The sequence below is a fragment of the Nonomuraea sp. NPDC049141 genome (assembly GCF_040648415.1).
GTDB lineage: Bacteria > Actinomycetota > Actinomycetes > Streptosporangiales > Streptosporangiaceae > Nonomuraea.
Genome location: NZ_JBEZDR010000001.1, coordinates 595,069 through 607,679, shown reverse-complemented (window position 1 = coordinate 607,679; position 12,611 = coordinate 595,069). Strand labels below are relative to the sequence as shown.

Genomic DNA, 12,611 nt, shown 5'->3' with positions numbered 1-12,611 from the left:
CGCCTGGGTCTTCGCGCATTGTCAACGATGACAGGAGAGTCATGAGTTCTCTCGCTACCGTAGACCCGCAGATCGCCGAGCTCATCAAGGCGGAAGAGCGTCGTCAGGCCGACACCGTCAAGCTCATCGCGTCGGAGAACTACGTCTCCAAGGCCGTCCTTGAGGCCACGGGCACCGTCCTGACCAACAAATACTCCGAGGGCTACCCCGGTAAGCGCTACTACGAGGGCCAGCAGGTCATCGACCAGGTCGAGACCCTGGCCAACGAGCGGGCCAAGGCACTGTTCGGCGTCAACCACGCCAACGTCCAGCCCTACTCGGGCTCGCCCGCCAACCTGGCCATCTACATGGCCTTCCTGCAGCCGGGCGACACCGTGATGGGCATGGGCCTGCCGTTCGGCGGCCACCTCACGCACGGCTGGTCGGTCTCGGCCACCGGCAAGTGGTTCAACCCGGTCCGCTACGGCGTGCGTCAGGACACCGGCCGCATCGACCTCGACGAGGTCAGGGCGCTGGCGCTGGAGCACCGGCCGAAGCTGATCTTCTGCGGCGGCACCGCGATCCCGCGCACGATCGACTTCGAAGGCTTCGCGTCGATCGCCCGCGAGGTGGGCGCCGTACTCGCCGCCGACATCGCGCACATCGCCGGCCTCGTCGCGGGCGGCGCGCACCCGTCGCCGGTGGGCCACGCCGACGTGATCTCCACGACCACGCACAAGACGCTGCGCGGCCCGCGCGGCGCCATGCTCATGGCCACCACCGACGAGCACGCGACCGCGCTCAACAAGGCCGTCTTCCCCGGCCTGCAGGGCGGCCCGCACAACCACACCACCGCCGCCATCGCCGTGGCCCTGCACGAGGCGTCCACCGACGACTTCAAGGCCTACGCGCACCAGGTGGTGACCAACGCGAAGGCGCTGGCCGAAGAGCTGTCGAGCCGCGGCTTCGACCTGGTCTCCGGCGGCACCGACAACCACCTCATCCTGCTCGACCTCACGCCCAAGGGCATCGGCGGCAAGCCGGCCGCGCAGGCGCTCGACCGCGCGGGCCTGGAGACCAACTACAACACGGTCCCCTTCGACACCCGCAAGCCCTTCGACCCGAGCGGCATCCGCATCGGCACCCCGTCTGTCACGTCGCGGGGCATGGGGCCGGCCGAGATGCGGCAGATCGGCGCGTGGATGGACGAGGTCGTCACCGCCCTGGCCAAGGGTGACGCCGAGCACGTCATCAGCCGCGTCCACCACGAGGTCAGCGAGCTCACCGCCCAGTTCCCGGCCCCCGGCCTGGCCTGATTTCGGTCCACCGCTTGCCGCACGTGGCTGGGGGCCTCCAGGAAGACGCCCGCTGAACCCGGCTTGCCTTTTCGCGTGAACCGCTTTCATCCGTTACGGCAAGCCGCACTCACCGCCACCCACCGCACGTGGCTGGGGGCCTCCAGGAAAACGCCCGCTGAACCCGCACAGGGTCAGGCGCCGTTACGTGCGTTCAGTTGGCCGGTGGCGTGGTTCGGCGGGCTGGAGGCGCCCCTCCCGGGTGGTGATCACCGGGAGGACGCGGCGGGTGGGCGGGCGGCGGGTTCTGCGGGTGCCCACACATGCGCGGTTCGGCGCCTCGCCCCACAGCCGGGCCCCGGGGGCGTGCCGTGCCATCGTCTGCCAGCTCGCGGGGAGTCGTGGGCGCGCTGTGTTGTCGTCTGCCAGCTGCGGGGAACTGTTGGCGTGCCGTGCTGTCGTCCGCCGACTGCGGGGAGCTGTCGGGTGCCGCGCTGTCCGGCGACCCGAACCGGCTGAGCACTGACGCGAACCATGGACCGCTCCCATGGTCAACAATGCGCACGTAACGGCGCCCGACCCCGTAAACCGGAGGAGCGTGCCCCTGGACAGTCCTCAGCCCCGGTCGGTGGGTGGGGTGGGGGTGGCCGGCCGTAACAGATCGGCCTTTGAGAGCGCTGGTCGGTGTGGGGGGCGGCTGGTCGTAAAGATGTAAAAAGCCCTGGTCGGCGGGCGGGGCGGGCGCGGCGGCCCGTAACGAGAGAGGCCGTAAGAAGCGAGGAGGCACACGGACGCCCCGCCGTACGGAGGGTTACGGCGGGGCGTCGGGTGCCTTCGGGGATGGGCCGGTGTACCCCGAAGGCGGTGGCCGGTGGCGGGCGGGGGAAAGTCGCCGCCATCAGCCGGGGGGTCCTTGCGGGCGGGACCGAATCGCCCGCGCGAACCTGGTCTTCAGTTGGTCGGTCAGTTCAGGAGTGGGTGGTCGGGCGGGACCGGATTGCCCGCGCGGACCTGGTCTTCAGTTGGTCGGCCGGCTCAGGAACAATCAGCCCAGGAAGAGATAGTCGGCCTGGTAGTCGACCTGGGTCTTGGCGCCCACGGTGCAGGTGCCCGTGGGGGCGACGCCGCCCTCGGTGTTGAGGCGCAGGATCGTGGTGGCGTGGGCCAGCAGTCCGGTGTTCTTGCCGGACTGGGTGGCGTCCAGGACCAGCTCGGGGATGTTGCCGTCGCCGTTCGGGGTCTTGGTGACGAGCGTTCCGCGCACCGCGCTACCGTCTGGAGCGATCCACTGCGGTGGTCCCGCGGCGGGGGTCACGAAGGAGTGGTCGATGCCGCGCCGCAGCTTGGCGGACACGCCGAACTGGGTGAAGGCGGGGGCCGCGCCGGGCTGCTGGGTGCAGGCGTAGATCTGGGCGCCCTTCAGGACCTCGGCGGTGACCGCGCGGGGGTGGTCGAACGGGTCGCCGGAGAGCTGGCCGCGCACCGCGCCGCCGTTGAACTCCGTGGTGTGCAGGTTCGTGTAGTAGCGGCCGGGGTTGGCGGCGATGCGCTTGACGATCGGCGCGGCGACCTTGGTCTCGCCCGCGATGCCGGTCAGGTTCGACGGCAGGCCCGCGGCGTCGGCGAACAGGTCGGCGACCACGTCGCCGTTCTTGCCGTTCACGCCCTTGTGGATGTGGCCGTTGGTCACCGGGGCGAGCCCGGTCCAGAAGGCCGTGTAGCCGATGGCCGAGCCGTTCGGGCGCAGCCACCAGGTGGCCTGACCGTCCTGGTCACCGCGCTTCTTGCCGTCGTCGGCCGGCACTTCCTTGGTGCCGTCGGCGCGTGAGGAGAGCGTGGCCTGGTTGCTGCCCTGAAGGACGCCGTTGAGGTCGATCGGCTTGTTCAGCCGGTGGAACTGGCCGCGGACCGCGCCCTTGGGGTGGGCGGCGTCGTGCAGGTTGGCGTAGAAGCCGGCCGGGTCGTCGATCAGCGCCTTGACCAGCGTCGGGTCGGCCGTGACCGTGCCGGTCACGCCGAGCGCGGACTTGGGCAGCGGCTTGGTGAAGAACTCGAGCTTGACGTCGCCGTTGGCGCCCTTGGCGGCCTGGTGGATGTGCCCGGCGGTAGGGGAGTCGATCTTGTTCCAGCGAGCCGCGAACGTGACCTCGTTGCCACTGATCTTGATGACCACGGTCGAACGGCCATCGGCGTCACCCTTGACGCCCACCTCGTTGGCGCCGCGCAGTCCGGCGGCGAGGTACACGTCGTCACCGGAGGCCTTGGCAGTCGCCTGAGCTGCGGTGACGGGAGCGAGCAGGCCGGTGGCGAGCAGTGCCCCGGACAGGGCGAGCGTGCGAATCGACATGATGAAACCTCTTAAAGGATTGTCATTCGGGTTGGTACGGCAAGCAGTACGCGACCCGGCCTCGAAGAGGTTCAATCGAGTTATCGGTAAAAGTACACATAGGGAGAGGGATACAAAAAAGCCCTCCCACCTGCGGCGGAAGGGCTTCTGAAGAGCTGGTTCAGGCTCTGACGGTAAGTAAAGTCTTACCTGTGGTGGTGACCACTTCGAAATGATCGATTTCCTGAATCTTCCACGGACTGCCGCCGTGCATGTAGAGAGGATCGGGCGAACCGGGCACGCCATATCCGGCGGGCGGCACCGACCAGCCCGTCATGATCCGCTTCTGGCCCGACTTGGACACCGAGATCAGCTCACATTCGAGCGGGCCCTTCACCCCCGAGAGCTTGAGCGCGGCATGCGTGCCCCAGCCCTTGGACTCCAGCACCAGCCCGCCGCTCACGCCGTCCGCGCCGACGCCCGCGATCGGCGTGCCGTCGGCGTAGAACTGCTCCGCGGGACCCAGATGGGCGTGCTGGTCCGACGCCACGACCGGCGCCGCGTCACCGCCCCCGAGCTGCGTGCCGACCGCCAGGCCGCCGGCCACCAGCGTGACCGAGGCAGCCAGCCCGATCACGAACGTGCCCCTCCTGGACCGCCGGTCCTCCGCCTTCTTACGCCGGAGCAGGTCGACGACATCGGCCTGCCCGTAATCAGGAGGGGGATCTTCTCGCACCGGCCCGATCCCTGTCAGCACGCTGGCCACCCCGGCCAGCTCGGACAGCTCCGCCGTACACGACGGACAGAAGGCGAGGTGCGCTTCGAAGGCCAGCCTGTCGTCGTCGTCCAGCAGGCCGAGGGCGTAGGCGCCCACGTCCGTATGCTCGACTCTGTTCACGCCGTCACCCCTCTCTCCTGCAGTGCGACGCGCAACGCGCGGACCGCGTAATAAACCCGGGACTTCACTGTGCCAACGGGTATGCCGAGCGCCAGCGCGGCGTCGTTGACCGACCGGTCTCGCAAGATCGTCTCGTTGAGGATCTCGCGGTGGGCCGGTGATAACGCCATCAGCGCCTCGGATACGACCACCTGGTGCAGCAGTCCCTCCATCTCGTCCGGCACGGGCATGCTCTCCAGCGGGCCGTCGCCTGATTCCGGCGGGCGGGCTTCCTTGCGCCGCCGGTCATCGATCACGATACGGCGCGCGACCGTCGCTAGCCAGGGCATAAGGGAAGCTGAGTTCGGATCGAGCTGCTCGGAACTTCGCCAGGCGCGGATCATGGTCTCCTGCACGACGTCCTCGGCCCATTGCCGATCGCCCGCCGTCAGCCGGATCACGAATGCCAGCAGCGGCCGGTGGTACTCCCGGTAGAGCGTGGAGACGACCACCTCGTCATCCGGACGTACTCGCCTCATCCGGTGGCGTGAGCGTGGCTTGCCCATGGGGGCGGCTCCCTCGGCCGAGGGCGGGGGACACGTGCTGACTCGCATCATTCCCCTTTCAAAGTGCAGTCGGCAGGAAGTACGGACAGAATGTGGCCCCAGGTTCAATAGATCGGGAAGAAACTCGTTGCGAATCCCCAGGGGAGATGCGTAGAGTCTGTCCCCAACAGGAGCGAGGAGGTGAAGACCATGCGGGTTGTTCTGTTCCGCTTGTCGTCTGTCAACCTCCGGGTGCCCGCGTAGTCACGCGTAGAGACCCGGGTCCTTCTCGACCACAAAGGTGTCACTCCGTTGTATTCCGATCTGTTCCTGCTCGGCTGGACCGAATCCCGCGCCGCCGAGCTGCCACCGCTGACCGTCCCGGCCCGGGTGTCCCGGGTCGATCGCGGCGCGGCCGAGGTGATCGCCGCCGACGGGCAGCATCACGTCAAATACGGCGCCCGCGTCCGCAGGGCGTCCGCTGACGACCCCGTGGCGCTGCCCTGTGTCGGAGACTGGGTCGCGATCAAAGAGCTCCCAGAAGGCCGGTACGAACTCGACGCGGTCCTGCCGCGAACCAGCGCCTTCGTCAGGGGCGGCGTCAGCCGCGACTCGCGCGGCGGGCTGTCGGGCGACGGCCAGGGCCAGGTGCTCGCGGCCAACGTCGACATCGTCTTCGTCGCCGAGCCGTCCATGCACGCCACGGACTTCGCCGACCTGGGCCGCATCGAGCGGCTCGTCGCCCTGGCCTGGGAGTCCGGCGGCACGCCGGTCGTGCTCGTCACCAAGTCCGACCTGTTCGAACAGGGCCTGGACGAGCTGCTCACCGACGTGCGCACCGCGGCGCCGGGCGTCGACGTGCACGCCGTCTCCTCGGTGCTCGGCGACGGCGTCGAGCTCGCCCGCGGCTACCTCGAGGGCTCGCGCACGGCCGTCGTGCTCGGCCCGTCGGGCGCGGGCAAGTCCACGCTCGTCAACGCCATGGCGGAGGGCGCGGTGATGGACACCCAGCAGGTCCGCGCGGCCGACGGGCGGGGCCGCCACACCACCGTGCACAGGGAGCTCATCCCGCTGCCTGGCGGCGGGCTCGTCATCGACACGCCGGGCATCCGCCGGGTCGGCCTCTACGAGATGAGCGAGGGCGTCGAACTCGTCTTCTCCGACATCGAGGAGCTGGCGGCCGGCTGCCGGTTCGACGACTGCGGTCACGAGAGCGAGCCCGGCTGCGCGGTGCTCGCCGCGATGGAGAACGGCGAGCTGCCCGAGCGGCGGCTGCTGAGCTGGCGCAAGCTCCAGCGCGAGGCCACCTGGATGGCCTCGCGCACCGACGCGCGGCTCCGCAAGGAGCAGCGGGACAAGTGGAAGATCATTCACAAGGAGATGCGCCGGACGGGCAGAAACCGGCCCTGATCGGGTAATACCCCTGCATGGACCTGCTGTTCGCGGACCGTGCGCAAGCGGGGACGATGCTCGCGGACCGCCTGCGCGGCGCGCGGGACCCCCTGGTGCTGGCGCTCCCGCGCGGCGGCGTGGCGGTGGCCGTGCCCATCGTCCGCGGCATCGGCGGCCGGCTCGACGTGCTCGTCACCCGCAAGATCGGCTATCCGCCGACGCCCGAACTGGGCGTCGGCGCGATAGCCGAGGGCGGCGAGCCGGTGTTCGACCTGGTCCTGCTGCGCCGGCTCGGGATGACGCCCGCGTCGGTGGCGGAGGTGGTCGCGGAGGAGCGGCGCGAGCTGGCCCGCCGGGTCAAGGTCTACCGGGGTGACCGCCCGTTGCCCGACCTCGCCGGTCGCGAGGTGATCGTGGTCGACGACGGCCTGGCCACCGGCGCGACCGCGCGGGCCGCGCTCCGGGCGGTCCGGGCGGCCAAGCCGGGCCGGGTGACGCTGGCCGTCCCGGTGGGCGCCCGCGACACCGTCGAGGCCATGCGCGCGGAGGCCGATGAGGTGGTGGTGCTGCGGGTTCCGGCGGATTTTCGGGCGGTCGGGCAGTGGTACGAGCACTTCGACCAGCTCAGCGACGCCGACGTGCTCGAACTGCTGGCAGAGGTTTGAGGCGCTCAGACCAGAGTCAGGCGGACAGGACGGCCCAGACGAGCTTGCCCTGGCCGCCGGGGGTGAGCCAGCCCCAGCCCGTGGTGAGCGCCTCGACCAGCCGCAGACCGCGACCGTATTCGGCGAAGATGTCGGTGGCGGGGGCGGTGGCCGGCGCGTGCCGGCTGTAGTCGCTCACCACGCACGCCACCTCGCGCAGCCGGCTCAGCAGCCGGAGCTGGATGGCGCCGCCGCCGTGCCGCATCGCGTTGGTGACGAGCTCGGAGACCACGAGCTGGGCATCGAAGACGATGCCGTCGGAACCCCACGAGGTCAGCGTCCGGTCGACGAACCGCCTGGCAGAGGCCACGCACTCGGGCTCGAATGTACTGAGTTCGTGAAAGGGGAAGGCCGCGTCACACGGTCCGCGTCGCCCTTCGAGCAGAATGGGCAGCAGCCAACCCGGTGCCTCAGCACCGGCGGCGGCTTGCGGCCGAGCGTCGAAAGTCGTCATTCTGGCCCCCGAAGCGCGGTCTAGGTGATCCAATGCCCATCTTTACGGCGTGTGCTTACCGATGCAAGACTTTTCGTGTTTTACAGATGCAAATCGCATCTGCACGTGCAGATGATCTGGGAGCGGTAGTGTGAGCGCACTGAGTGCGGAAGGGAACGTCATCGGCCACTCGCCGGGAAGCCCGACGGTGCTGCGGATTCTGCTGGGTACGCAGCTGCGCAGGCTCCGTACGGAGCAGCGTATCTCGCGGGAGGACGCGGGGTACGCGATTCGCGCTTCTCACGCGAAGATCAGCCGGCTGGAGCTCGGTCAGGTCAGCTTCAAGGAGCGCGACGTGGCCGACCTGCTCACGCTCTACGGCGTCACCGACCCCGCCGAGCGGGCGCCGCTGCTGGAACTGGCCCGGCAGGCCAACGCCCCCGGCTGGTGGCACAAGTACGGTGACCTGCTGCCCGGCTGGTTCGAGGTGTACATCGGGCTGGAGGGCGCGGCCTCGGTCATCCGGACCTACGAGAACCAGTTCGTGCCCGGCCTGCTCCAGACGCCCGCGTACGCCAGAGCGGTGATCAAGCTGGCGCACGAGACGACTCCCGCCGCGGAGCTCGACCGGCGCGTCGCGCTGCGCATCAGGCGCCAGGACCGCCTGACCGGCGACCGGGCGCTCAAGCTGTGGGCGGTCATCGACGAGGCCGTGGTGCGGCGCGCGCTGGGCGGCCGCGAGGTGATGCGCGGGCAGATCGAGCACCTGCTGGAGATGACGGCACGGCCCAACGTCACCGTCCAGGTCGTCCCGTTCGAACGCGGCGGGCACGCGGCCGCCGGCGGGCCGTTCAGCATCCTGCGCTTCCCCGAGCGTGACCTGCCCGACGTCGTCTATCTGGAGCAGCTCACCAGCGCCCTCTACCTCGACAAGCCGGCGGAGTCCGAGCACTACATGCAGGTCATGGACCGATTGAGCGTCCAGGCCGACTCCCCTGAGCAGACCAAACGCTTCCTGGAGCGGCTTTTGTCGGTGTGATCCACACCATAAGAGGATTTTGGTCATCACCTATATGGCGATCTTGTCGCTACCGTATCGTGATCTCGCAACCACGGCTGCACGTGCATCCGTAAGCGCGCGAGGGAGCTTCCCCATGCATGAGTTCCGGAACGGAACGCCCGCCGGTCGCCTTTCCGCCGTCTGGCGCAAGAGCAGGCGGAGCAACCCGAACGGCAACTGCGTCGAGGTGGCCGATCTGCCCACGGGGGAGGTGGCGATGCGCAACTCGCGCTTCCCCGAGGGGCCCGCCTTGGTGTACACGCGGGCTGAGATCACCGCGTTCGTGCTGGGCGCCAAGGACGGCGAGTTCGACGACCTGATCGTCTGAGCCGGCAGCACCGAGCCGTAACGATCCAGCGGCACCTGTCCCCGGAAGGTGCTGAACCTGGGGATTCAGATCCGGAAACCACTTCAGCCCGGCGTCACGGATGACGCCGGGCTGAAGCGCGTGCTCGGGGTAGAGCTGGTGCTTGATCAAGCAGTTGTCCCGACCGGGTTCACCGGAGCCTGGACGTGGCGGGCCAGGCTTCGGCTCATCGGGACAACTGCGTGATCATGCGGTGATCACGGACGCTGCCGGGTGGAGTCAGGCGGCGGAGATGCCGGCGCTGGCCGCGCGGCGCATGCGACGGCGACGCTCGGAAGCGCGCTCGTCCTCGTTCAGGCCACCCCACGTGCCGTACTTCTCCGGACGGGACAGCGCGTAGTCCAGGCACTCGTTGCGGACAGGGCACTGGGCGCAGATCGCCTTGGCCTTCCGCTCGCGCACGTCACGCTCGGGCTGCCGCTCCCCATCGGGGCCGAAGAAGAGCACGAGGTCCTCACCCCGGCACGCGGCATCATCCTGCCAACCCCAGCTGGGGCGCGGGCGGGCGAGCTGCCGACGTACCTGAGACATGAGAAAACCACCTTCGTGAGAGGTATTTCAGTAATTGAGCCGCATTGGACGCTTTCGGCGTCACTGTTCCAACGCAAAGGTAGGCCGTGATGTTCCCGTGATCAGGTAAGCGCGGGCGTGGCGTACCGCACAGGCCTGAGCCTGTCCAGCGAAACCAGCCGGTAGGTGGTGATCTTCTCGGCGCAAGCCGTACCACACGGCGCTTGGAGCACCGATGGCTCAACCACAACCTGGAACCGGACGTCGCCGCAGCGCACGATGGCTTCGGTGACGTCGCCGTCCGACCTGGAGGATTCCACGGCCACTGCGCCGACAGAACGCTCTCCCGTATGGGTTCGGGCGAAGTGCTCGACGGCTTGCAATGGCTCAGGGATGCCTGCGCGTCCCCGGTAACGGTCGAGAATGATCTCGCCCGACCGGTACGCGTTAGCCGCTGCGATCGCAGCAGCCTGAGACATGCTGCCGTAGAAAATTCCGTGTGGCAAGCACACGAGGTTGGCGGCGTAGCGATCGCCGCCAACGTGTGACGTTTCCCACACTCTGTCCGGCCAGTTTTCGGCCAGTGTCCGAGCGAGGGGTAGTCCAATGCGGGCGCAACACGCATTGCGCTTGGCGTGCGTGCAGACCAGAAATACCGGCTCGTCTTCAAGTATGCAGGACTCCGGGACCACTCCGGCCACCAGTGCGTCGAGGTCAAGATCTTCGGGACCTGCGATGACTCCGCTGGCCAGCCAGGGGTTGGGGCCTATGGCGTAGCCCACTAGCACACGCAGGTCCTGCTCCTGCGGGCGGGCTCGCCGGCCGGGGCGGCGGATGAGCTGGGGCCGGATGCCACGTTCGAGGGCGCGCTGCACGAGTTTCGAGATTCTCTCAGGAAGCTCGAAGCTTTCCAGATGCGACGGCCACGGCCCGTCGTACTCGACGAGTAGCCACAGCCGGGCTCCCACGGTGGCGCTGGCCAGATTCGGCACAGCGCCGGTGTGGGAGCCGTCCGGATGCTCGCAGGCCCTGGTCAACGCCTTCCTCCCTCACTTGCGAATTAGGTAAGACTAACCTAACGGCGAGGGGGTAAAGGTGTTATCCGGCAAACGCCGCCCGCGCGGCGGGCAGCGCCGCCGCCCTGTCCTCGGGGACGAGCCCGATCCTGGTCCTGCGGTCGAGCAGGTCGTCCGCGTCGAGCGCGCCCTCGTGGGCGACGGACCACCGCAGCTCGCCCAGGGTGATGCCGAGACAGACCTCTTCGGGATGCGCCTTGACGAGCTCGTGCACGGCCGCCGCCTCGAAGCCGTAGCGGGCGACCAGCCGCTCGGGCGTGCGGTCCGGCCCGCCGGCCGGGGGCGGGGCGCCATGATTCTGGACGGCTCCGACGAGCGGGAGCGAGGTGGTGCGGCTCGGGCCCGCCCGGAGGTTCCGCGCCGAGACCGCTCGATCCACCGCGTCCTCCGCCATCCGCCGGTATGTCGTGAGCTTGCCGCCCACGACCGTGATGAGGCCTCCATCCGCGAACACGGCGTGCTTGCGGGAGACGTCGGCCGTCCGCCCGTCCGCCGCCAGGAGCGGCCTGAGCCCCGCGTAGGCGCCCGCGACGGCCTCGCGGGCCACCGGTGCCGCCAGAACCGTGTTGAGCACGCTCAGGAGCGCCCTGATGTCCTCCTCGGGCGCCTCGGGCACGTCGGGGACGGGGCCGTCGAGAGGTTCGTCGGTCAGGCCCACGTACACGCGGCCGTCGGCTTGGGGGAGTACGAGCGCGAATCGGTTGCTCTCTCCGGGTATCGGGATGTGCAACCCGGACAGGAGGCCGGGCAGGGTCCCGGGGCGGAGCACGAGGTGTGTGCCACGTGACGGGCGCAGCTCCACCTGGGGATCCAGCAGGCCCGCCCACACGCCCGCCGCGTTGATCACCGTCCTGGCCCGGATGCCGAACTCCGCGCCGGTCAGCTCGTCGCGGACCTTGGCGCCCTCGCCGGTCAGCTCCAGGGCGCGGCAACGGGTCAGGATCCGCGCCCCGTGCGCCGCCGCCGTCCGGGCAATGGCGACGACCAGCCGGGCGTCGTCGAGCACGCGGCCGTCCCAGGACAGCAGCCCGCCCCGCAGGCCGTGCTCGCTCAGCATGGGCGCGAGCGTGTGCGCCCGGGCGGCCGTCAGCCGGGACGGGCCGGGCAGCAGGCGGCGCGGCGTGAGGGCGGTGGCGCGCAGGGCGTCGCCGAGCCGGTAGCCGGTCATCAGCAGCTTCGCCTGGGGCCTGGAGACCTCCGGCGTCAGCGGCAGCACGTACGGGTGCGCCTTGACCAGGTGCGGAGCCGTCCGCCGCAGCAGGATGCCGCGCTCGACGGCGCTTTCGCGGGCGACGCCCACCTGGCCCCTGGCGAGGTAGCGGAGCCCGCCGTGAATGAGCTTGGAACTCCACCGCGATGTGCCGAAAGCCAGGTCGTGCGCGTCGATCGCCGCTACGGTGAGACCACGCGAAGCGGCGTCGAGCGCCGCGCCCGCACCCGTCGCGCCCAGGCCCACGACCAGCACATCGACGGTCTCCTCCGCGACCACGGCCAGCTCGCGGGCCCGTCGCGGCGCGTTCAGCGAGCTATCCAAGGTAGGCCTCCAGCAGGGTGGCGAGTTCGGCGTCGAGTTCGTCGAGTGTCACGGGGTCGAGCATGGTGGGCGCCGACAGCAGGAACGACTGCGCCACGAGCAGCACCGCCCTGGCCTTGCGGCGGTCGCCGACGACGTCTTCGAGCACGGCCAGCACCGCCTCGTGGGTGGCGCCGCGCCGATCCAGCAGGTACGGCAGGAGCAGCTCCGGATCCGCTTCCACGATCTTGCGCCAGAGCGGATGCCCGCGCAGCCGTCGTACCCCTTCGACGACCGCCGCGACCGGATCCGACATGTCGAGATCCGTGACCGCCAGCACCCACTCCCGCGTCATCACGTCGGCGACCAGGCTCCGCACGTCGGGCCAGCGGCGATAGAGCGTCATCCGGGACACCCCCGCCCGGCGCGCCACGTCGGTGAGCGTGGTGCGCCGCACCCCGTAGGCGAGCACACAGTCGCGGGCCGCGTCCAGCACGCCGTCATTGTGACGAATCGACGTCATATGTCACAGTG

13 protein-coding genes are annotated in these 12,611 nt (G+C 69.5%); 5 read left to right on the top strand and 8 right to left on the bottom strand.

Features of this window, described 5'->3' with window-relative positions; all coding sequences use genetic code 11:
• Window positions 1–41 precede the first annotated feature (41 nt).
• Entirely contained in the window at window positions 42–1,295 is a 1,254-nt protein-coding gene (gene glyA / locus AB0B91_RS02805; RefSeq protein WP_219530927.1) for a serine hydroxymethyltransferase, read from the top strand.
• A 1,024-nt stretch (window positions 1,296–2,319) separates the two neighbouring features.
• Here the strand turns inward: glyA and AB0B91_RS02800 are convergent.
• From AB0B91_RS02800 to AB0B91_RS02790, 3 genes are all read right to left on the bottom strand, one after another.
• Window positions 2,320–3,621 carry a CHRD domain-containing protein gene (locus tag AB0B91_RS02800; RefSeq protein ID WP_358314266.1) on the bottom strand — a complete coding sequence of 434 codons (1,302 nt, stop codon included), beginning with the start codon at window positions 3,619–3,621 and terminating at the stop codon, window positions 2,320–2,322.
• A 160-nt stretch (window positions 3,622–3,781) separates the two neighbouring features.
• The gene (locus AB0B91_RS02795) at window positions 3,782–4,498 is read right to left on the bottom strand and encodes a zf-HC2 domain-containing protein (RefSeq protein WP_358314263.1); all 717 of its coding nucleotides are present in this window, start codon (window positions 4,496–4,498) and stop codon (window positions 3,782–3,784) included.
• Complete coding sequence (locus AB0B91_RS02790) at window positions 4,495–5,043, bottom strand: sigma-70 family RNA polymerase sigma factor (RefSeq protein WP_358314260.1); 549 nt, start codon at window positions 5,041–5,043, stop codon at window positions 4,495–4,497. Before AB0B91_RS02790 ends, AB0B91_RS02795 begins: the two co-directional genes overlap by 4 nt.
• 291 nt (window positions 5,044–5,334) lie before the next feature.
• On the opposite strand from AB0B91_RS02790, the gene rsgA reads away from it, so the two are divergent.
• Both rsgA and AB0B91_RS02780 read left to right on the top strand, forming a co-directional pair.
• Window positions 5,335–6,432 (top strand): ribosome small subunit-dependent GTPase A, encoded by a 1,098-nt coding sequence (gene rsgA, locus AB0B91_RS02785; protein WP_358314257.1) that lies wholly within the window; start codon window positions 5,335–5,337, stop codon window positions 6,430–6,432.
• Window positions 6,433–6,449: 17 nt separating this feature from the next.
• Entirely contained in the window at window positions 6,450–7,079 is a 630-nt protein-coding gene (locus AB0B91_RS02780; protein WP_358314254.1) for a phosphoribosyltransferase family protein, read from the top strand.
• A 16-nt stretch (window positions 7,080–7,095) separates the two neighbouring features.
• Here AB0B91_RS02780 and AB0B91_RS02775 read toward each other — a convergent pair whose 3' ends face one another.
• Entirely contained in the window at window positions 7,096–7,428 is a 333-nt protein-coding gene (locus tag AB0B91_RS02775; RefSeq protein WP_358314251.1) for an ATP-binding protein, read from the bottom strand.
• A gap of 274 nt (window positions 7,429–7,702) precedes the next feature.
• On the opposite strand from AB0B91_RS02775, the gene AB0B91_RS02770 reads away from it, so the two are divergent.
• Both AB0B91_RS02770 and AB0B91_RS02765 read left to right on the top strand, forming a co-directional pair.
• Window positions 7,703–8,590: a helix-turn-helix transcriptional regulator gene (locus tag AB0B91_RS02770; protein WP_358314248.1), complete on the top strand. Its 888-nt coding sequence runs from the start codon at window positions 7,703–7,705 to the stop codon at window positions 8,588–8,590.
• Window positions 8,591–8,705: 115 nt separating this feature from the next.
• On the top strand, window positions 8,706–8,939 hold the full coding sequence (locus AB0B91_RS02765; RefSeq protein WP_358314245.1) for a DUF397 domain-containing protein: 234 nt from the start codon (window positions 8,706–8,708) through the stop codon (window positions 8,937–8,939).
• Between the two features lie 258 nt (window positions 8,940–9,197).
• Here the strand turns inward: AB0B91_RS02765 and AB0B91_RS02760 are convergent, their stop codons facing one another.
• The 4 genes from AB0B91_RS02760 to AB0B91_RS02745 form a co-directional block, all read right to left on the bottom strand.
• Window positions 9,198–9,509 (bottom strand): WhiB family transcriptional regulator, encoded by a 312-nt coding sequence (locus AB0B91_RS02760; protein WP_080036407.1) that lies wholly within the window; start codon window positions 9,507–9,509, stop codon window positions 9,198–9,200.
• 101 nt (window positions 9,510–9,610) lie between these two features.
• Window positions 9,611–10,525: a sucrase ferredoxin gene (locus tag AB0B91_RS02755; RefSeq protein WP_358314242.1), complete on the bottom strand. Its 915-nt coding sequence runs from the start codon at window positions 10,523–10,525 to the stop codon at window positions 9,611–9,613.
• 61 nt (window positions 10,526–10,586) lie between these two features.
• A complete protein-coding gene (locus tag AB0B91_RS02750) occupies window positions 10,587–12,098 on the bottom strand; it encodes a glycerol-3-phosphate dehydrogenase/oxidase (RefSeq protein ID WP_358314239.1) in 1,512 nt (503 codons plus the stop codon).
• Entirely contained in the window at window positions 12,091–12,600 is a 510-nt protein-coding gene (locus tag AB0B91_RS02745) for a TetR/AcrR family transcriptional regulator (protein WP_214636010.1), read from the bottom strand. The genes AB0B91_RS02750 and AB0B91_RS02745 overlap by 8 nt, the downstream gene beginning before the upstream one ends.
• Between the last annotated feature and the right edge of the window lie 11 nt (window positions 12,601–12,611).